Raw genomic sequence first — 18,842 nt, forward strand, 5'->3', positions numbered from 1 at the left:
GCCGAGAGGTCAGGAACAACACTGCGGGAACAATACTCCCGGTGGCGGCGCGCGTTTACTCCGGTTCGGCCTCGCCCGGATACCAGCGGGCGTAGACGTCGGGGTGCGCGCGGGTGCGGCTCTTCCACGCGTTCTCGCCGTACGTGCGATAGAGCGGATTCGCCGGATCGAGTTCGATGCCGCGGGCACGTTCGGCCAGGTGCGGCGGCAGCCCGATGGTCGGGACGGTGGCGTCGAGGGCAGGATTGAGGAAGTACGGCACGGACAGTCGCTCGGGCGCACCGGCCGGGGTGAGCACGCGGTGCCGGGTGGCCCTCAGGTACCCGCCGGTCGCGACCTCGAGCAGTTCGCCGATGTTGACGACGAACGAGCCGGCGCGGGCGGGCGCGTCGATCCAGTCGCCGGTCTCGGTTTCCACCTGGAGTCCCGACGACCCGGGTTCGAGGAGCAGCATCGTCAGCACGCCGGAATCCTTGTGGGCGCCGACGCCCTGCTCTCCGGTGTGGTCGGCGCTCGGCCGTTCCGGATAGCGGACGACCTTGATCAGCGTGGCGGGGGCGTGCGCGAATGCGTCGTCGAAGATCGCCGGATCGGCGTCGAGTGACGCGGCCCAGTGCCGCAGCAGTCGCATCCCGACGTCGGCGAGTGCGGCGTCGAGGGCCTCGATCGTCTTCTCGAGGTCGGGGAGATCGGCGGGCCATTGATTGGGACCCTGCAGTCGCAGGTAGTCGGCGGCGCCGGGGATCGGCTGCCGTTCGGGGCCGATGTCGATCTGTTCCCGCCAGTCGGTCTCGCCGTTGGTCAGTTCGCCGCCCACCCGGTTGTAGCCACGGAAATGGGGGCTGTTCAGCATCGCGATCGACTGTTTGGCGTCGTCGGACAGGGCGAAGAACTCCCGCGCGACGGTGAACACCCGATCGAGCAGCTCCCGGTCCACGCCGTGACCGTCGAGGTAGAAGAACCCGACGTGATGGGTGATCTCCCGCAGTCGTTCCCGACCGGCCGGGGTGTCCAGTTCGGCGAGATCGATCACGGGGAGCATTCCTCCACGGTATCCCCGGGTGGTCGCGGTGTCAGGTCTCCCGGCGCCGCTCGAGCAGGACGCTGTCGTGCCAGACGCCGTCGATCTGTGCGAGCCGCTCCCGCACCCCGACGGTCCGGTAGCCGACTGCGTGGTGCAGGGCGATGGACCCGGTGTTCACCGCCAGCACCGACGCCTGGAGTGTCCAGATGCCCGAGAAGTCGGCCTCGTCGATGAGCCGCTGCATCAGCGCGGTCCCGACGCCCGCCCCGCGGAACTCTCTGGCCGTGTACACGGAGTTCTCGGCCACCCCGCGGAAGCAGCGCCGGGAGGACACGGGGGACAGGGCCGCCCATCCGGCGATCGTCCCGTCCACCTCGGCCACCCACCGGTGTTCGTCCAGCCAGCGTGCGTCCAGTTCCGGCCGCGTCGGGGTCTGCGTGTCGAACGTCGCCCGTCGTGTCGCGATGCCCTCCGCATAGATCCGGAGCACCGACCCCCAGTCACTCGTGTCGAGCCTGCGTACGGTGATCGAGGGCATCGTGGACGTGTGGCCGTGAAGTGCTGGGAGACAACGCAATCGAGGATCGGGTTCCGAGGGGACGAGGGCAAACATGGCGCCAGCTTAACGTCTCGACGGGCTGACGTGGGGTGCCACGTTTCGGGGCGAATGTACCCGCGGGCGCCTCGGCAGCGCCGAGGGGTACATTCGCCCACCGAGGTCGGGGGCTGAGCTCGGTGTCGTGACCCTCACTGCCGCAGCCGGATCCAGGTTGTCTTGAGCCCGGTGTACTTGTCCATCGCGTGCAGGGAGAGGTCGCGGCCGAACCCGGACTGTTTGAATCCGCCGAACGGGGTCTGCGCGCTGATGGCGTCGACGGTGTTGACGGAGACGGTTCCCGCTCGCAGCGCCGACGAGACGCGGTGGGCCCGGTTCAGGTTCTCGGTCCACACCGAGGCGGCCAGACCGTAGATGCTGTCGTTGCCCACCCGGACGGCCTCGGCCTCGTCGGTGAACGTCTGGACGGTGAGGACCGGTCCGAACACCTCCTGGGTCACCACCTCGGCCGTCGGTGCGACGTCCGCGAAGATCGTCGGTTCGACGAAGGATCCCCGGCCGTCGACGGTGGTCCTGTTGCCGCCCAGCAGCACACGGCCGTCGGGCCGGGCCCGGTCGATGAACCCCGCGACGGTGCGAGCGTGGTTCTCGTCGACGATCGCGCCCAGCGTCGACGCGGGATCGAGCGGATTGCCGGGGCGGATCGACGACGCCCTGCGGACGAGGGCCTCGGTCACCTGTTCGGCCACCGACGCCTCGACCAGCAACCGGGAGTTGGCCGAGCACACCGCGCCCTGGTTGTAGAACGCGCCGAAGACCGCCTTCTCCACCGCTTCGCCGAGATCGGCGTCCGCGAAGACCAGGTTGGGGCTCTTGCCTCCGCATTCGAGCCAGACCTGCTTCAGATTCGAGTCCGCCGCGTACCGGAGGAACCGCTTCCCGGTCGCGGTCGAGCCGGTGAAGGCGACGACGTCGACGTCCGGATGCAGGCCCAGCGCCGCCCCGGCGGTGGCGCCGAGCCCCGGGACGACGCTCAGTACGCCGTCGGGCAGCCCCGCCTCGGTGGCGAGTTCGGCCAGTCGCAGCACCGACAGCGGGGCCTGCTCGGCGGGTTTGAGGACGACGCTGTTGCCCGCTGCGAGGGCAGGCGCCAGCTTCCACACGGCGAGGTCGAGTGGGAAGTTCCACGGGACCACCACCCCGACGACCCCGAGAGGTTCGCGGGAGACGAGGGCGAGACTCCCGGGTTCGGTGGGCGCGATCTCCCCGCCGATCTTGTCGAGGGCCTCGCCGTAGAACCTGAAAAGCTCAGCGGCCGAGGGGACGTCGACGGTCAGCGCCTCCACCACGAGCTTGCCCATGTCGAGGGAGTCGAGCAGGGCGAGCTCGTGACGGTGCTCGAGGATCAGCTCGGCGAGCCGGAGCAGGACCCGCTTGCGGTGGGACGCCGGGCTCCGCGACCAGACGCCCGAGTCGAACGCCTCCCGCGCAGACCGCACCGCGGCGTCGACGTCCGGGGCGTCCGCGGCCGCGACCCGTGCCAGCAGCTCACCGGTGGCCGGGTTGATCGAGTCGAACGTCTCGTCCGACTTGGCGGGACGGAACGCGCCGTCGATGAAGAGCTCCCGGCGCGGCGTGATCGCCGCGGCGAGCCGGGTCCAGTCGTCGAGTGTGGTCGGGTCAGGCATCGTCATCCCTCGGGCTCGAAAGTGGTGGTGTGCGATCAGGGAACATAGATGGCGAACTGTTTGAGCAGGGGCTCGTCGACGCGGTACTCGCCGCGCCACCCCTTGGTCAGGGTGAACGCGTCGCCGGGACCGAAGGTGTGTGAGGTGCCGTCGTCCGCTGTCAACGTCACCGAACCCTCCAGCACCCGGGTGTATTCGTCGCCCGGGTAGCACTCGATGTACTCGCGATACGGCTCCGCGCGCCACGAGCCGATGGTGAACTTCTCGTCCCCGCTGCTCAGGTGGACCATCTCGTGTTCCTTCGGATCGCCCGCCTGGAGCGTGTCCGCGGTGACGTACGCACTGGGTGTCATCGCCGCGATGTTCCGGGCGTCGGTCGGGATCGGGTGCACTGCGGTCATGGTGTTCCTCAGTTCTGTGCGTTGGCGAGTGGGGGGACGGAGGATGTTTCGACGGGTTCGATGGACAGTCCGGTGACTTCTCGTCGGAAGGCGACCGGGCCCGGGGCGGGTGGTTCGTCCAGTTCCTCGGCGTACCGGTGGCCGGACCAGACCGCTGCCGCGATCGTGGACGGGGCCCAGGCGTCACCGATGCCGCGGACACTGCGCAGGTCGGCGTCGGCCCATTCGGATTCGCGCGACCGCAGTTCGTGGAACAGCCCGTCCTTCGGAAGCCGCGCGGTGACGAGGACGACGCTGTCCGCGTCGACGAACTGCTCGTCGCCGGTGAACGCGCACACGGTGCGCACGCCCTGCGGGGTGACCGCGGTGACGGCACGGTTCACCTGAACGTGCACACCGGCCTTGATGATTCGCTTGCGGATGCGGACCACTTCCATGGTGTTCGTCGTCCACTGCGACACGTGCGCGGCCGGCGTGATCAGGGTGACGTCGAATCCCTCCTCGGCGAGGAGTTCGGCGACGACCGCACCGAGGTAGTAGTGGTCGTCGTCGAAGAGCACGACCTTGTTTCCCTGGGGGCGGAGCCCGGCCATCACGTCGTCGGGGGTCAGGACGTCGGCGTGCTCGTCGACGGGGACGGCGTGGGTGTGCCAGCGGCCGACGCCGTCGCGGCGCCAGTGCGAGCCCGTGGCGACGACCACGTGGTGGAAGTCGTTCTCGATGACGTCGTCGGCGGTCATCTCGCTCTCCATGAACACGTCCACGTTGGCGAGCTTGCGAAGTTGCTGTTCGCGGTAGTCGACCACGCGGATCCACGCGGACAGGCCGGGCAGTCTGGACTCGCGGGTCACGCGACCACCGAGTTGCCTGCTCGCCTCGGCGAGGCTGACGTTGTAGCCGCGTTGCCCGAGCGCACGCGCCGCCTCGAGTCCGGCGGGGCCGGCACCGACCACGAGGACATTCGAATCGGTCGAGCGGACCTTGATTCGCTCCGGGTGCCACCCGCGCCGGAACTCCTCGCCCATCGTCGGGTTCTGGGTGCAGCGGATCGGGGACATCGTGAAGTCACCGGACACGCAGATGTTGCAGCCGATGCACTCCCGGATGTCCTCGAGGTTCCCCTCCTCGATCTTGCGCGGAAGGTACGGGTCGGCGATCGAGGGGCGGGCGGCCCCGATGAAGTCGAGGATGCCGCTCTTGACCTGATGCAGCATCGTGTCGGGTGAGGTGAAGCGGCCGACACCGACGACGGGTTTCGTGGTGAGCTGCTTCAGTCCGCGGACGTACGGTTCCTGCTCCGCCTCCGGGCCGAACCGTGAGGTGACGGAGTCGTCCTCCCAGCTGCCGAGCACGAAGTCCCACAGATCGGGCGTCTCGCCGAGCAGGCCGATCACGTCCTCGATCTCGCTGCGGGTGATCCCCTCGTCGCCGAGGAGTTCGTCGACCGAGATGCGGCACGCGACAGCGGCCTTCCCGTCGGCGACCTCACGCGAATCCTCGAGGATCTCGCGGAGCAGACGAACCCGGTTGGTCAGGCTGCCGCCGTACTCGTCCGTCCGGTTGTTGTAGCGGCGGGACAGGAAGTGGTGCAGGCCGCCGATCGCGTGCCCGGCGTACACGTAGACGATGTCGTATTCGGCCTTCAGCGACCGGCGCACCGCCTCCTTGTGCCAGTGCCGGAGGTCGGTGATGTCCGACTTGGTCATCGCCCTGGCCTGGACGGGGTCGTAGTTCCAGGAGACGACGGGCAGATTCTGCGGGCCGAGCGGGGTCTCGCGGCTGATCAGGTTGGGACTGTTCAGGCCGTTGTGGGCGAGTTCGATGCCGGCGAGGGAGCCGCCCTCGTGAATCTTCTCGGAGATCCTGGTCAGGGCGGGCAGGTCCTGGTCGTCCCACAGGCGCAGTTCGATGAACGGGCCGATGTCGGAGGTGGGGTGGATCTCGACCTGCTCGGTGCAGACGACGGCCCAGCCGCCCTCGGCCTTGACGCGTCGCATGTAGGCCTCCCCGGACGGGTCGCGGTAGCCCATGCCGTTGCAGTGCGGGACTTGGAAGAATCTGTTGCGGGCGGTGACCGGTCCGATCTTGACCGGTTCGAAAAGGATGTCGTATCGCGGATCACGCACGGTGGGTTCCTCACGCTGTCGGTTCGTGCAGTGCCAGAATCGTCGGTCCGCGCGGCCACAACAGTCAACAGGATCTTTTCGTGCCACTGCATCAGTTATTCAGATGCCAATTCGGCGGCCTTCCCATCTGGAGAACTGATGCAGTACCCCTGATCTTTGTGCTGTACAGATTTGCCGAGTGCGGACGAGAGTAGTGACCGGCATCACTGCGACGTGAGAGGCATGATCGATGAGCGACAACACCCCCACCGCCCTGGCGGACGAACAGACACAACACCTGAAGAAGTCACTCGGCCGTTTCGACATCGTCTTCCTCATCGTCGCGGCGGTGGTGTCGGTCGAGGTTCTCGGTCAGGTCTCCACCTTCGGCGCGGAGACGTTCACCTGGGCACTGGTTCTCGCGGTGTTCTTCCTGCTGCCGTACGGCCTGATCTTCGCCGAGATCGGCAGCACGTTCACCGGCGAAGGCGGTGTGTACGTGTGGGTCCGGAGAGCGTTCGGCCGGCCCCTCGCCGCCCTCGCGTCGCTGCTGACGTGGGTGACGCAGCCCGTGTGGGTCGGTGGGTCCATGGCGTTCATCGCCGCGGAGACCTGGAACCACTACGTCTCTGCATTCGAGGAGGGGTCGGTGACGGACTACCTGTTCAAACTGGTCTTCATCTGGCTCACGGTGCTCGCGGCCGTCGTGAGTCTGGCTCGCGGCAAATGGATTCCGACGGTCGGCGCGTTCCTCAAGATCGTCTTCCTGCTGTTCTTCCTCGTCACCACCGGCATCTACGCCGCGAAGAACGGTTTTGCCGGCATCTCGGCGGGCGACTTCAGCCCCACCCTGACCGGGCTACTCGGCGTGACGCCGCTGCTGCTGTTCTCCTACCTCGGGTTCGAATCCGGAAACAGCGCCGCCGGGGAGATGAAGAACCCGGCCCGCGACGTCCCGATCTCGATCGCCCGCGCCTGCGCCATCGCCGCCGCGTCCTACCTGCTGCCGATCTTCGCCATCCTGCTCGTCGTGCCCGCGGACGACATCACCGGTGTCGGCGGACTTCTCGAGGCGGTCGCGACCGTCTACAGCGTCTACGGTCCCGCCGCACCCGCCATGCTGACGGTGACCGGCGTGATCTTCGCGGTCATCCTCATGACCCAGGGTGCGGCGTGGATGATCATCAGCGACCGCATGCAGGCGATGGCGGCCGCCGACGGCGCGTTCTTCGGCGGATTCTTCGGCCGATTCCATCCCCGCCTCGGCACGCCGGTGCGCGTCAACTTCCTGTCGGGGCTCGTCGCCACCGTCTTCATGATCGCGGCCATGCAGATCACCGGCTCCGGCGGTTCCATCTTCGCGGTCGTGCTCACCATCTCGATCTCGACGTTCCTGCTCAGCTACCTGATCGTCATCCCGTCGGCGATTCGCCTGCGCACGCGTTTCCCGGACGTCGTGCGGCCCTTCCGGGTTCCCACCGGAAACGCGGGCTTCCGCGTCCTCGGCATCCTCTGCTTCGCGTGGGTGCTGCTCGGTTCCTGGGTGGCGGTCTTCCCCGGAACTCTGGAGTCGGTGTTCGGCCTGGAGTACGACTTCGACGAGATCTGGGGAGTGAGCCAGGGGACGTTCGAACTGTTCACCCTCGGGACGCTGGCCGTGCTCGCGCTCCTCGGCGCCGTCGGATACGTGCGCGGCAGGTCCGTGCGGTCCGCGAGTGGCCCCAGCATCGCGCGGGAGGACGGCCCCGGCTCGGAGCCGGACCCCGGCCTCATGAAGGCCGACGCCCGCTGATGGTGCCGCGGCCACCGCGTGTGTCGTGGGTGGCTCCCCGGTCGGAGACCTGCAATCCTGGTGGCCTCAGATCCCGAGGAGAGCGCATGCAACGACGACCCGACGTGACGTTCACCCAACTCAGGTACTTCGTCGAGGCCGCGAACTTCTCCAGCATGACGAAGGCCGCCGACGAACTGATGGTCGCGCAGTCGGCGGTCTCGTCCGCGATCTCCCAGCTCGAGCACCAGATCGGCACCCAGCTGTTCATCCGGCAACGATCCCGCGGGCTGGTCCTCACCGCGGCGGGGGAGGAAATGCTCCGCGACACCCGCAGCGTCCTCGCCCACCTCGGTGAGGTTCTCGACGCGGCGCGCGGCCACGAGGACAACGTCCGGGGAACGGTGCGCCTGGCCTGCTTCGTCACCCTCACCCCGTTCATCCTCCCGACACTGATATCGGACCTGCGCGATCAGCATCCCGATCTGGAGGTCGAGGTCGTCGAGACGCAGGCGGAGGCGGTGCGGGCGGCGCTGCGGAACGGCACCGCGGAACTGGCCCTCACCTACGACCTCGCGCTGGGCGAAGACATGGAGACGGAGACGCTCGGGGTGGCCCGACCGCACGTCATCCTTCCGCCGGACCACCGGCTGGCCGGCCACGTTGCGATCACCCTCGCCGACCTCGAGGGCGAACCCATGGTGTTGCTGGACCTGCCGAGCAGCCGCGACTACTTCCTGGCGATGCTGACGGCGGCGGGGGTCACGCCGGTGGTCCGGTACCGGTCGGCGAGCTACGAAACGGTGCGCGGACTCGTCGCCCGGGGCCACGGCTTCTCGATCCTCAATCAGCGGCCCGCCGAGGGCCGGACGTATGACGGCGGACGGGTCGCGACGCTGCCCATCGCCGACGACGTTCCCGGCCTGCCCGTGGTGCTCGCCCGGCTGAAGGGTGTGCGGAGCACGGCGCGGGCCCGGGCCGTCGCCGAACGGGCGCGCGCCGTGTTCGCGAAACAGGCGGGTTCGGGCCGCTAGAACGGCCACCCCATCTGGGCGTCGCGGTCGGCGCCGAAGGCGTGGTCGACACGGTCGAGGACGTCGGGGTCCGCAGCCTGCAGCCGGTTCGCGGCCGCGAACGTGCGTGCCCGGTGGGCGCCGAGGTACAGGCTGCCCAGCACGTCCAGGTCGAGCACCACCTGAGGGGTCGAGTCGGTCGGGATGCACATCGCGGTGCCGTCCCGCACGGTCAGCGCGAACCGCCCGCCGGCGTCCAGGAACCCGTCGTCGACCTGGATCACGACGTCGAGGTCTGTTCGGTACCTGCGGGCCTCGAGTGCGGCGGGCACGTCCATGATCCGGACCCACAGCTCGTCGTGGCGCGAGGTGGTCCGCACCAGCCGGCCGTCGGTCAGCAGATACGGCAGTGGGTCCTCGGGGGTGAGGTGCGCTTCGATGCGGCGCACGAGGTCCAGGCCGAGCAGCGCCCGCCACAGCGCGGCATGCGCGTCGCGCGTGACCGTGCGGATCTCCTCCACCCGGGCGACGGTTCCGTTGTCGCCGGACACGCGACGGTAGAGCACGTAGCCGTCGTCGTGCACCAGCCCGAACAGGCTTGTGCCGCCGCCACGTTCGCTCTCACGGTCGGCGAAGATCCGATTCCACACGATCCCGGGCCGGACCTGCGCCCCCGGGGTCACCCGCTGCCAGCGGTCGTAGACGTCGGTGAACGCGACCCGGGCCTCCGCGGGATGGACCATCCGCACACCACCCGGGTCCGGTGCCCTCGGGTGCGGCACGGCGAACCGGCGGTCGATGCTCGACGTGGTCTCGACGGTCGCGGGTCCGTACCCGAAGCGCCCGTAGATCCCGCCCTCACTGGCCGTGAGCAGCGACAGCGGGACACCCGACGTCCGGATGCGGGCGTGATGTTCGGTGTAGAGCGCGCGCAGGAGGCCACGGCGTCGATGGGTGGGGGCGACCGTCACCGCGGTGACGCCCGCCGCGGGAACGCCCTCGCCACCGGGAACGGTGACGGTCATGGGGATGTCCATGGTGGCGCCGACCACCGCGTCCTCGTCGACCGCGATGATCGGCGGCGCGCCGCTGACGAGCTGCCGCCAGTGGGCGGTGAACTCCTCGTTCTGCGGTGTCACGAAGCAGATCTCGTTGAGCAGGGTGATCTTCGGCCAGTCCTGTTCGGTCGCCGTTCTGATCGTGATGCCGGCGGTGGTCGTCGTCATTCCCCGACACTGGCACACCCCACGTCGACTCGCAGCCGAATTTCGGCGTCCGACCTTGACCCGGTGCGCGCTTTCGGAGAGTCTGAAACCTTGCCGACCCGTGAGGGGGTGACGTCACGGTGTCGAGCGACCACACCTCGTCCGCGCCGCGCCGAACGCTCCGGCTGCGCCGCGAGTCCTGGGGATTCGTGATCGGCTCCTTCCTGTTCGGGCTGGCGGCCACGCGGGTGTACGGGCAGGCGGTGGGCCCCGAGGTCGACAACATCACCTACTTCGTCGGGTCGCTGTTCTTCACCACCGCCGGATTCATCCAATTGCGGCTCAGTGGGAGGCCGGTGCCCGGGGAGGAATCCGCGACGGTCGAACGCTACGACTGGTGGGCGGCGCTGATCCAGTTCGTCGGCACCCTGCTGTTCAACGTGAGTACCGGGGTCGTGCTGATCCAGAGCCTTACCGTCGAACAGGACCGGGTGTGGGGGTGGCGTCCCGACCTCTTCGGGTCGACGGCGTTCCTCGTCGCCAGTGGCCTGGCGGTGGTGGCCACCACCGAAACCGACAAGCTGTGGGATCCGCATGCCCGCAACTGGCGCAGCACCTGGCTGAACATGATCGGGTCGGTGGCGTTCGGGGTGTCCGCGGTCGGCGCGTACATCGTGCCCGGCACCGACGCGCTGAAGAACCCGACGATCGCCGATCTGGGCACGTTCGTGGGCGCGGTCTGCTTCCTCGTAGCCGCACTGCTGATGCGCCCGCCTCACCCCAGGTATTCGCCGAACCAGGCGAGGACACGTTCGTAGGCCTCGGCTGCCGCGGTCGCGTTGTAGCGGGGCCCGGTGTCGTTGAAGAACGCGTGATCGGCACCCGGAACCGTCACGATCTCGTGCGGTAGCCCCGCCTTCGCGAGTGCGGCGGCCGCGGCGTCGCGGGACGCGTTCACCCGGGCGTCCAATTCCGCGTAGATGGCGAGGACCGCGGCCTTCGACCCGGAGAAGTCGGCGCCCTCGGGGAGGGGACCGTAGAAGGGGACCGCCGCCGCCAGCCGCGGCTCGCCGGACGCGAGGAGTTGCCACACCATCCCGCCGCCGAAACAGAACCCGACCGCCGCGATCTTCTCGTCCGGCACCCGACGCCCGAGTTCGTCGATACCGGCCTTCATGTCGGCGACGAAGCGCGCAGGCGGCACGGTGGCCAGCGCGGCGGTCGCCTGCGCCTGATCGGTGAACGTCGCGGTCCCGCCCTCTTCCGAGAGGAGGTCGAGGGCGAGCGCGGAGTAGCCGGCACCCGCGAATCGGCCCGCCACCGAACGGATGTGGTCGGTCAGGCCCTTGTTCTCGTGGATGACGAGGACCGATCCGCGGGGCGAGGCCGCGGCGGCCCACGCACCCTGCAGGACCCGGCCGTCCGGGCCGGGGAACGTCACGGCTTCGGTCCCGACGGCGTCGGCCGCTCCCGGTGGCGGGGGCGTCGCTCCGCCGGGTGTCACCGGCGCCGAGGTCGGCGACTCGTCGCTGTCGGTGGAACATGCGGCGAGCAACGAGGACGCCGCCGCCACGCCGAGACCGATGAGGCCGAGTCTTCGCAACGCCTCGCGGCGGGACAGCAGCCCGTCAGCATGGTCGATCGCGATCTCTTCGGCGATATAGCGTTGCAGTGGCGTCATGATCGTCCCCGTCCGCATCGGCTGATGTAGGGAATTATCCCTGGTCGAAGCCGTGGTCGGCATCGGTTCCCGATTCATCACTTTTCCTTATGCAGTGCGCCACTTATCTGTGTTGTACAGATTTCGCCGGGGACCTCAAGATTGGTGCAACGGCACGAACTCCTCGCTCACCGCACATAGAAAGGAGCCCGTCATGCCGATCGCTGACCGTCACGCAGCCGTCGAAACGACGGCCCGAACATCGGTGGCCCCACCGATTCCGGACAGCTCGACCGTGAACTTCATCGCGGCCATGGGCACCGTCGCAACCGGAGTCACCGTCGTCGCGACCGACGGCCCCGGCGGGCGCGCCGCACAGACCGTGAGCGCGATGTGCTCCGTCTCGGCCGACCCGGCGCTGGTGCTGGTCTGCCTGCACGGACGAAGCCCGGTCAACGACGCGATCTCCGAGAACGGCGTCTTCTGCGTCAGTGTGCTTGCCACCCAGCATGATCACGTCGCAGACACCTTCGCCGGCCGCCCTTGGCCCGGCAAGCAGCGGTGGGACTTCACCTGCGGGCACTGGACCGTGGGCGAATCCGGCTCGCCCCGCGTCCACGACGCGATCGCGTCGTTCGACTGCACCGTCCACGACGTCATCGAGGCCGGCACCCACCGCGTCTACATCGGGCGCGTCGCCGCCGTGGAGGCACACCCCGGCGAACCGCTCGTGTACGCCTCCCACACCTACAGCAAGCCCGCAGCATTCGAACCTTCCACCTTTCCCGACTACCCGGACGCACACCCCGCGCCGAGGACCAGGAGCACGAAATGATCCGCACCGGAGACGAATACAGGGAGTCCATCAGGGACGGCCGTGAGGTCTGGGTCGACGGGGAACGCGTCAAGGACGTGGCCGACCACCCCATGTTCAAGCCGATCGTCGACGTGCGGGCCCGCATCTACGACCTCGCGCACGACGAGGCCACCCAGGACGCGATGACCTACGTAGATCCCGAATCCGGCGAACGCAACGCCATCGCCAACAAGCTTCCCCGCACGCAGCAGGACTGGCTCGACAAGCGTGCCGCCGTCGACCTGGTGCTCGAGGACACCCGCGGAGTGGTCACCCGTGTCGGTGACGAGACCATCGGCGAGATGTGGTCGCTGTTCGACGGTCAGGACGTCCTCAACGAGGTGGACCCGCGCTTCTCGGAGAACATCCGCCGCCACCTGGAGCGTTCTGTCCGGGAGGACCCGTTCCACGTGTCGGCGAACACCGACCCCAAGGGCGACCGGTCCAAGGCGCCGCAGGATCAGGACCCCGACATGCTCCTGCACGTCGTGAAGGAGACCGACAACGGCATCGTCGTGCGCGGCGCGAAATACGAGACCGCCGCCGCCTACTCCAACCAGGCGTTCACCAAACCCACCATCGCCAACTGGGGCAACAGTGAACTGTCCGACTACGCCGTCGGATTCGTGCTCGACATGGGTGCGCCGGGCCTGAAGTACATCTCCCGCAACGGGTTCGCCGGCCGCGCGCCGTCCGCCGACTACCCGCTCGCCAACCGCGTCGACGAGGTCGAGTCCCTCGTCGTGTTCGACAACGTCGAGATTCCCTGGGAAGACGTCCTGTTCTACCGGCACACCCGGGCCGCCACGTTCATCCGCTCCACCCTGCACCGCTACAGCGCGTTCCCGTTCGTGCAGCGCACGCTGCACCTCGCCGATCTGATGATCGGATCCGCACTGTGGAACGTCAAGCAGAGCGGCCTCGAGAAGCAGCAGGCGGTGCAGGAGAAGCTCGCCCAGCTCGCCTGCTACCGGGAGACGATCAACGCCCACCTCACCGCGGCCATCTCGCTCGCCGAACCCAGCCCCGGCGGCCTGCTCATGCCCAACCAGTCCCTGCTCTACACCGGCCGGGTGATGGCGCTCAGCCAGCTGCCCGCGATGATGCACATCGCCCGCGAGCTGTGCGGCGGCCAGATCTGCATCACCCCGGACGCCGCCACGTTCGCCGACCCCGACGTCGCACCGTGGCTGGAGAAGTTCTACTCCATCAACGACAACTGGGTGGCCGACGACCGTCGCAAGCTCCTCGCGTTCGCCCGCGACCTCCTCAACAGCGACTACGCGGGACATCGCCTGACGTTTCAGCTCTTCGCCCAGTCGCCGCCCTTCGCGCAGCTCGCCGCCGTGTACCGCAACTTCGACTTCGACGGTCCGCTCGGGCTGGTCAAGGCCGCAGCGGGGCTGTCGGACAACGTCGACGGAGGTGCGGCATGACCACCCACACCCGCATCCGCCCGTTCAACACCCGCGACACGTACCCGGAACAGAACCTCGACAACGACCTCGCGCAGGCCGTCGTCGCCGGCGGAGTCGTGTATCTCCGCGGACAGATCGGGCAGGACCTCGACACCCGGGAGTCGGTGGGAATCGGCGACGTCGAGGCCCAGGCCGAGAAGGCGATGGCGAACATCGCGATGCTGCTGAAGGAATCGGGCAGTCGCCTCGAGGACGTCGTCAAGGTCACCGTCTACCTGGTGGACGTCCGATACCGGGAGACCGTCTACCGGGTGGTCGGACGCTGGCTGAAGGGTGTGCACCCGGTGTCCACCGGCATCGTCGTCGACGCCCTCGCCCGGCCCGAATGGCTCGTCGAGATCGACGCGACGGCAGTGATCAGCTCATGACGTTCTCACTCGTCGCCCGTGATTCCGGGGGCGCGTTCGGGATGGTCGTCTGCTCCTCCAGCCCCGCCGTGGCCGCACGCTGCCTGCACGTGCGGTCCGGGGTCGGTGTCGTCGCCTCCCAGAACGTGACCAATCCGCAGCTGGGCCCAATCGGACTCGACGCGCTCGCGTCGGGTGCGAATGCCGAGACCGCACTGAAAACCGCACTCGCGCACGAGAAGTTCCCGGAGTACCGCCAGGTCGTCGTCGTCGATGCGGACGGCGGCACCGCGGTGCACTCGGGCGCGCAGACGCTGGGCGTCCACAGCAGTGCGCAGGGCAGCGGCGCCGCCGTCGCCGGCAACATGCTCCGCGACGAAGGCGTCATCCGGTCGCTGCTGTTCGGCTACGTGTCCAGCACGGCCCCGACGTTCGAGGGCAGACTGCTCGACGGACTCACCGCGGCCGTCACCGCCGGCGGCGAGGCGGGGCCCGTGCACTCGGCGGGAATCCAGGTGGTCGAGGACGTGCCCTGGCCCGTCACCGATCTGCGCATCGACTGGCACGACGACCCGGTCGGCGAACTGCGCCGGCTGTGGACGGTGTGGGAACCGCAGAAACGGGACTACCGGGTGCGGGGTGTCGACCCGACGGCCGCCCCGTCCTACGGCGTGCCGGGGGACCTGTGAGCGCCGACGCCGCGGTTCGCGACGGAGCCAGGAGGGCGGAAGGCCGGATCCTGGCTCTGTCGCACGACCTTCACGCCCACCCCGAGGTCGCGTGGGAGGAGGAACGCTCGTGCGTCCGGGTGGCCGGGGTGCTGTCGGACGCCGGTTTCACGGTGGAGCAGCAGTACGTGGGACTGCCCACCGCATTCCGCGCGCACGTCGGCTCCGGACCGCTGCACCTCGCGGTCTGCGCGGAATACGACGCGCTCCCCGGCCTCGGGCACGCGTGCGGGCACAACGTCATCTCCGCCATCTCGGTGGGGACGGCGCTGGCCCTCGCCCCACTCGTGGACGAACTCGGCATCACGCTGTCGGTGCTCGGCACCCCCGCCGAGGAAGGCGGGGGCGGCAAGATCGACATGCTGAAACGTGGAGCGTTCGAGGGCGTCCACGCCGCCGTCATGACCCACCCCGGCCCGGTCGACGTCGCCCGGGCCGAACCGTACGCGGTGTCTCACAGCCACATCCGGTACGACGGCAAGGCGGCACACGCCGCCGCGTACCCGGAACGTGGCGTCAACGCGGCTGACGCGTTCACCGTGGCGCAGGTCGCCATCGGGCTGCTCCGCCAACAGCTTCCGTCGAGCACGCGAGTACACGGGATGATGACCCGTGGGGGAGAGGCGCCCAACGCCATTCCCCAGCGCACCGAAGGTCGCTGGTACGTACGCGCGGAGACGCTGGAGGAACTGGCCCGCATCGAGCCCCGGGTGGCCCGTTGCTTCGAGGCCGGCGCCGTCGCAACCGGCTGTGAACTGACCATCGCCCCGGAAAGCGAACCGTACTCGGAGTTCCGCACCGACGAAGTGCTGCTCGCGTCGTACGTCCGGCACGCCGAGGGGCTGGGCCGCGTGTTCCGCACCGGCGCGGACTCGCTGATGAACCGGGCGTCCACCGACATGGGCAACGTCTCGCAGGTGATTCCCGCGATCCACCCCTACATCGGAATCGACTCCGCGCCCGCCGTCAACCATCAGGCCGAGTTCGCCGCGGCCAGCGCCGCGCCCGCTGCAGACCGGGCGGCCGTCGACGGCGCGCTGGCCCTCGCCCTCACCCTGCTCGACGCCTGCGGCTCCGCCACCCGTGAGTACTTGTTAACCGCCCGACGTTAGGAAGTACTCACGGGCGGAGCAAAGAATTCGAGCGCGATGTTGTCCGGGTCGCGGAACGAGATGCCGGATCCGTAGTGCGCATTCTTGATGCCCCCGTGCTCGATGCCGAGGGCATCGAGCCGCTCCACCCACCCGGGCAGTGCGTCGGGAGAACACTGGAACGCGATGTGGTCGAGTCCGACCCGCCGTTCGTCGAACCGTGCGGGAGCGCCGCTGCCGGGGTGCGTGTGCAGGCCGAAGAGCATGCCGCCGTCGAGCGCAAACACCGTGTGATGGAAGGTTCCCGATTCCTCGTCCTCGTCGAGCACGGGGGCTGATCCGAACAATGCGGTGTACCAGGCGGTGCTGGCCGGTAGGTCCGACACGGTGATCGCGACGTGGGTGAGGCCCGGGAAACTGGACATCTGCGACAACTCTCTTCTCCGGTGAATCGGTCTCTTCTTTCGACCCTAGCGAGCAGACCCCGCCGCGTGGTGGCAACGGCGAAACCCTGCCCGAGCGGACAGGGGTGGGGCATTACGCACAGAGCGCACCGCCCGAACCTGTAACAGGCTCGGGCGGTGCGCTGTTCGGGGTCTAGAGCCGCGCGGGCTCACGCGTGGCACCGGAGGTGGTCTTCGCCCCGGTCGAGCCGCGCCGCGCCAGGAGCAGGTAGATGGGTCCGGTCACCACCAGTCCGGCCACCCAGGACAGGTCGGCGCCGCCGAGGAACGCGGACACCGGGCCCGTGTAGAGCGACGTGGCCATGAACGGAATCTGGACGACGATGCCGAACAGGTAGGCGGTGATGGCCGTCCAGTTGAAGCGGCCGTAGATGCCGCCGTCGAAGCGGAAGATCGAGTCGAGGTCGTACACGCCCTTGTGGATGATGTAGAAGTCGATCAGGTTGATCGCCGTCCACGGCACCAGGACCACGAGCAGCACGACTACCAGATCGACGAAGTGCGAGACGAAGTCGGCCGACAGCGCGATGGCGACGACGGACGCCGCGACGAGGATGATCGTCGAGAGGATCACCCGGGCGCGGGCGGTCGGAATCCAGCGGGCACGGAAGGTCTGGACCGACGTGATGATTGCGAGGACGGCGCCGTAGAGGTTCAGCGCATTGTGGCTGATGACGCTGAGCAGGAACAGCACCAGCATGATGCTGCCGAGGCTTCCCGTCGTCGCCTTGACGCCGTCCATGGTGCCCATGCCGACCGGTGCGGCGAGCGTGACGACCGCGCCGAACGCGAAGGCGAGGAACGAGCCGAGGGTGCAGCCGAGGTAGGTCGCCCAGAACGTCGACGGCACACCCACGTCCTTGGGGAGGTACCGCGAGTAGTCGGAGACGTAGGGCGCGAACGCGATCTGCCAGAGTGCGCCGAGTGACACGGTGGCCAGCCAGCCGGCGAAGTTGAAGTCGCCCCGGGTGAGGAAGTCCAACGGCAGGTCGCCGGTGAGGATGGCGAAGAAGCCCACGAGGATTCCGATTCCGAGAACCCAGGTTCCGATGCGGTTGAGGATGTGGATCAACCGGTAGCCGATGATGCAGATGACGGCGGAGCCGAGGGCACCGACCACGATCCCCACGTCCACGGGTATGCCGTTCACGATCCCGTGCATCGACTGACCGGCCAGGACGATGTTCGACGAGAAGAACCCGAGATACATGACGGCGGCGATCACCACGATGATGAGCGCCCCGAACGTGCCGAACTGTCCGCGGCTCTGGATCATCTGGGGGATCCCCATCTGCGGTCCCTGCGCCGAATGCAACGCCATCAGAGCTCCGCCGGCGAGATGTCCGACGACGAACGCGACGAGGCTCCACCACAGCGAGAGTCCGAACAGGCTGGGGCCGAGGGCGCCGGTCACGATCGGTAGCGGGGCGAGGTTGCCGCCGAACCACAGCGTGAACAGATCGCGAACCTTGCCGTGGCGATCGGATTCCGGGACGAACCCGATCGTGTGCTTCTCCAGCATCGGGGCGACGTGGGTGTCGGGCATCAATCCTCCGAACGGCGCGCAAGTGCGCCACTTCTAGGTCGAGTAGTGCAGACCACAATGGTCGGAGGCAGTGAATCTGTACAGAACAACTAACTGATGCGTTGCATCACTTCTCCTGATTCAGCAGGTCGGGCTAGCCTGGGTCGATGCGCACCGTGGGAGTCGACCTGGCGGCCGAACCGAAGAAGACGGCCCTGGCGATCGTCGACTGGTCCGGCGGTGTGGCCCGCGTCGAGTCCGTCCGGCTGGGAGCCGGGAACGACGCCGTCACCGAGGCCGTGCTCGCGTGCGACAGGGCCGGTATCGATGCACCTTTCGGCTGGCCCGACGCGTTCGTCCGCATGGTGTCCGAGCACCACGCCGGCCGACTGTCCGCGACCAGCGGTCTCGCGAACCGAGAGGGGCGTCGTCCGCTGACCAAGCGGCGCACCGACCTCGTGGTGCAGGCGGCGACGGGGATATCCCCGCTCAGTGTGTCGGCGGATCTCATCGCGCACGTCGCGTTGCGTTGCGCCGGAATCCTCGCCGACCTGGGCCGGCTCGGCGTCGACGTCGGCCGCGTCGACGGCCGCGTGGTGGAGGCGTATCCGGCGGCCGCGCTGCGCACCTGGGGCCTGGTGTCGCGCGGATACAAGAGCGCCCAGAACCGGGTGACGCTGGGGGAGTTGGTCGACGCGCTCCTGGCGGCCGCGGACTGGTTGGATCTCGGTGCATTTCAGACGATCTGCCGCGAGTCGGACGACGCCCTCGACGCCGTGCTGGCCGCCGTCATCGCGCGGGCCGCGGCCGTCGGCTGCACGGCACTACCCGAGGGCGACGACCGCGCCGTCGCCGAACGGGAAGGCTGGATTCACGTGCCGACGGGAGACCTGCAGTCGTTGCGGCCGTAGCGGCGGATTTCTGCGACTG

The 18,842-nt window shown here is 68.5% G+C and carries 18 protein-coding genes; 9 read left to right on the forward strand and 9 right to left on the reverse strand.

The features are described 5' to 3' along the window. Positions 1 to 55 precede the first annotated feature (55 nt). The 5 genes from WKC72_RS14130 to WKC72_RS14150 all read right to left on the reverse strand — a co-directional run bounded on the left by WKC72_RS14130 (position 56) and on the right by WKC72_RS14150 (position 5,795). Positions 56 to 1,042, reverse strand: a complete 987-nt coding sequence (locus WKC72_RS14130; protein WP_370183008.1) for an isopenicillin N synthase family dioxygenase — start codon at positions 1,040 to 1,042, stop codon at positions 56 to 58. Positions 1,043 to 1,073: 31 nt separating this feature from the next. Continuing rightward, entirely contained in the window at positions 1,074 to 1,562 is a 489-nt protein-coding gene (locus tag WKC72_RS14135; RefSeq protein ID WP_370183009.1) for an N-acetyltransferase family protein, read from the reverse strand. Positions 1,563 to 1,771: 209 nt separating this feature from the next. Then, a complete protein-coding gene (locus WKC72_RS14140) occupies positions 1,772 to 3,268 on the reverse strand; it encodes an aldehyde dehydrogenase (protein ID WP_370183011.1) in 1,497 nt (498 codons plus the stop codon). Positions 3,269 to 3,303: 35 nt separating this feature from the next. Then, positions 3,304 to 3,669 (reverse strand): cupin domain-containing protein, encoded by a 366-nt coding sequence (locus WKC72_RS14145; RefSeq protein ID WP_037226788.1) that lies wholly within the window; start codon positions 3,667 to 3,669, stop codon positions 3,304 to 3,306. Between the two features lie 8 nt (positions 3,670 to 3,677). Further along, a complete protein-coding gene (locus WKC72_RS14150) occupies positions 3,678 to 5,795 on the reverse strand; it encodes an FAD-dependent oxidoreductase (RefSeq protein WP_370183012.1) in 2,118 nt (705 codons plus the stop codon). Between the two features lie 229 nt (positions 5,796 to 6,024). On the opposite strand from WKC72_RS14150, the gene WKC72_RS14155 reads away from it, so the two are divergent. Both WKC72_RS14155 and WKC72_RS14160 read left to right on the forward strand, forming a co-directional pair. Further along, positions 6,025 to 7,566: an APC family permease gene (locus tag WKC72_RS14155; protein WP_370183014.1), complete on the forward strand. Its 1,542-nt coding sequence runs from the start codon at positions 6,025 to 6,027 to the stop codon at positions 7,564 to 7,566. Positions 7,567 to 7,652: 86 nt separating this feature from the next. Next, positions 7,653 to 8,579, forward strand: a complete 927-nt coding sequence (locus WKC72_RS14160) for a LysR family transcriptional regulator (RefSeq protein ID WP_370183016.1) — start codon at positions 7,653 to 7,655, stop codon at positions 8,577 to 8,579. Here the strand turns inward: WKC72_RS14160 and WKC72_RS14165 are convergent. Then, a complete protein-coding gene (locus WKC72_RS14165) occupies positions 8,576 to 9,784 on the reverse strand; it encodes an enhanced intracellular survival protein Eis (RefSeq protein WP_128641679.1) in 1,209 nt (402 codons plus the stop codon). The genes WKC72_RS14160 and WKC72_RS14165 overlap by 4 nt on opposite strands. A 119-nt stretch (positions 9,785 to 9,903) precedes the next feature. Here WKC72_RS14165 and WKC72_RS14170 point away from each other — a divergent pair, with 119 nt between their 5' ends. Beyond that, positions 9,904 to 10,581 (forward strand): hypothetical protein, encoded by a 678-nt coding sequence (locus tag WKC72_RS14170; protein ID WP_370183018.1) that lies wholly within the window; start codon positions 9,904 to 9,906, stop codon positions 10,579 to 10,581. Here WKC72_RS14170 and WKC72_RS14175 read toward each other — a convergent pair. Then, positions 10,539 to 11,444 (reverse strand): dienelactone hydrolase family protein, encoded by a 906-nt coding sequence (locus WKC72_RS14175; protein WP_128641681.1) that lies wholly within the window; start codon positions 11,442 to 11,444, stop codon positions 10,539 to 10,541. The two genes, WKC72_RS14170 and WKC72_RS14175, sit on opposite strands and share 43 nt — an antisense overlap. 193 nt (positions 11,445 to 11,637) lie before the next feature. Between WKC72_RS14175 and WKC72_RS14180 the strand changes: the two genes are divergently transcribed. The 5 genes from WKC72_RS14180 to WKC72_RS14200 are packed head-to-tail and all read left to right on the forward strand — an operon-like array spanning position 11,638 to position 15,944. After that, positions 11,638 to 12,258 carry a flavin reductase family protein gene (locus WKC72_RS14180; protein WP_370183019.1) on the forward strand — a complete coding sequence of 207 codons (621 nt, stop codon included), beginning with the start codon at positions 11,638 to 11,640 and terminating at the stop codon, positions 12,256 to 12,258. Further along, the gene (locus WKC72_RS14185) at positions 12,255 to 13,715 is read left to right on the forward strand and encodes a 4-hydroxyphenylacetate 3-hydroxylase family protein (RefSeq protein WP_037226795.1); all 1,461 of its coding nucleotides are present in this window, start codon (positions 12,255 to 12,257) and stop codon (positions 13,713 to 13,715) included. Before WKC72_RS14180 ends, WKC72_RS14185 begins: the two co-directional genes overlap by 4 nt. Continuing rightward, a complete protein-coding gene (locus WKC72_RS14190; protein ID WP_112298812.1) occupies positions 13,712 to 14,125 on the forward strand; it encodes a RidA family protein in 414 nt (137 codons plus the stop codon). Before WKC72_RS14185 ends, WKC72_RS14190 begins: the two co-directional genes overlap by 4 nt. Beyond that, positions 14,122 to 14,793, forward strand: a complete 672-nt coding sequence (locus WKC72_RS14195; protein WP_370183020.1) for a DUF1028 domain-containing protein — start codon at positions 14,122 to 14,124, stop codon at positions 14,791 to 14,793. Before WKC72_RS14190 ends, WKC72_RS14195 begins: the two co-directional genes overlap by 4 nt. Then, on the forward strand, positions 14,790 to 15,944 hold the full coding sequence (locus WKC72_RS14200; RefSeq protein WP_370183022.1) for a M20 family metallopeptidase: 1,155 nt from the start codon (positions 14,790 to 14,792) through the stop codon (positions 15,942 to 15,944). Before WKC72_RS14195 ends, WKC72_RS14200 begins: the two co-directional genes overlap by 4 nt. Here WKC72_RS14200 and WKC72_RS14205 read toward each other — a convergent pair. Both WKC72_RS14205 and WKC72_RS14210 read right to left on the reverse strand, forming a co-directional pair. Next, positions 15,941 to 16,348, reverse strand: coding sequence for a VOC family protein (locus tag WKC72_RS14205; RefSeq protein WP_370183024.1), 408 nt, complete (start codon positions 16,346 to 16,348; stop codon positions 15,941 to 15,943). The two genes, WKC72_RS14200 and WKC72_RS14205, sit on opposite strands and share 4 nt — an antisense overlap. A gap of 172 nt (positions 16,349 to 16,520) precedes the next feature. Further along, on the reverse strand, positions 16,521 to 17,933 hold the full coding sequence (locus WKC72_RS14210; RefSeq protein ID WP_370183025.1) for a cytosine permease: 1,413 nt from the start codon (positions 17,931 to 17,933) through the stop codon (positions 16,521 to 16,523). A 146-nt stretch (positions 17,934 to 18,079) separates the two neighbouring features. On the opposite strand from WKC72_RS14210, the gene WKC72_RS14215 reads away from it, so the two are divergent. Next, on the forward strand, positions 18,080 to 18,823 hold the full coding sequence (locus WKC72_RS14215) for a DUF429 domain-containing protein (protein ID WP_112298808.1): 744 nt from the start codon (positions 18,080 to 18,082) through the stop codon (positions 18,821 to 18,823). Positions 18,824 to 18,842 lie beyond the last annotated feature (19 nt).

Source organism: Rhodococcus wratislaviensis, from assembly GCF_041228765.1.
Taxonomy (GTDB): domain Bacteria; phylum Actinomycetota; class Actinomycetes; order Mycobacteriales; family Mycobacteriaceae; genus Rhodococcus_F; species Rhodococcus_F wratislaviensis.

What these genes read in the sequence shown, in the direction of transcription:
- WKC72_RS14130 (WP_370183008.1), bottom strand. Translation starts at nt 1,042, where the DNA reads ATGCTCCCCGTGATCGATCTCGCCGAACTGGACACCCCGGCCGGTCGG.
- WKC72_RS14135 (WP_370183009.1), bottom strand. Translation starts at nt 1,562, where the DNA reads ATGCCCTCGATCACCGTACGCAGGCTCGACACGAGTGACTGGGGGTCG.
- WKC72_RS14140 (WP_370183011.1), bottom strand. Translation starts at nt 3,268, where the DNA reads ATGCCTGACCCGACCACACTCGACGACTGGACCCGGCTCGCCGCGGCG.
- WKC72_RS14145 (WP_037226788.1), bottom strand. Translation starts at nt 3,669, where the DNA reads ATGACCGCAGTGCACCCGATCCCGACCGACGCCCGGAACATCGCGGCG.
- WKC72_RS14155 (WP_370183014.1), top strand. Translation starts at nt 6,025, where the DNA reads ATGAGCGACAACACCCCCACCGCCCTGGCGGACGAACAGACACAACAC.
- WKC72_RS14160 (WP_370183016.1), top strand. Translation starts at nt 7,653, where the DNA reads ATGCAACGACGACCCGACGTGACGTTCACCCAACTCAGGTACTTCGTC.
- WKC72_RS14165 (WP_128641679.1), bottom strand. Translation starts at nt 9,784, where the DNA reads ATGACGACGACCACCGCCGGCATCACGATCAGAACGGCGACCGAACAG.
- WKC72_RS14175 (WP_128641681.1), bottom strand. Translation starts at nt 11,444, where the DNA reads ATGACGCCACTGCAACGCTATATCGCCGAAGAGATCGCGATCGACCAT.
- WKC72_RS14180 (WP_370183019.1), top strand. Translation starts at nt 11,638, where the DNA reads ATGCCGATCGCTGACCGTCACGCAGCCGTCGAAACGACGGCCCGAACA.
- WKC72_RS14185 (WP_037226795.1), top strand. Translation starts at nt 12,255, where the DNA reads ATGATCCGCACCGGAGACGAATACAGGGAGTCCATCAGGGACGGCCGT.
- WKC72_RS14190 (WP_112298812.1), top strand. Translation starts at nt 13,712, where the DNA reads ATGACCACCCACACCCGCATCCGCCCGTTCAACACCCGCGACACGTAC.
- WKC72_RS14195 (WP_370183020.1), top strand. Translation starts at nt 14,122, where the DNA reads ATGACGTTCTCACTCGTCGCCCGTGATTCCGGGGGCGCGTTCGGGATG.
- WKC72_RS14205 (WP_370183024.1), bottom strand. Translation starts at nt 16,348, where the DNA reads ATGTCCAGTTTCCCGGGCCTCACCCACGTCGCGATCACCGTGTCGGAC.
- WKC72_RS14210 (WP_370183025.1), bottom strand. Translation starts at nt 17,933, where the DNA reads ATGCCCGACACCCACGTCGCCCCGATGCTGGAGAAGCACACGATCGGG.
- WKC72_RS14215 (WP_112298808.1), top strand. Translation starts at nt 18,080, where the DNA reads ATGCGCACCGTGGGAGTCGACCTGGCGGCCGAACCGAAGAAGACGGCC.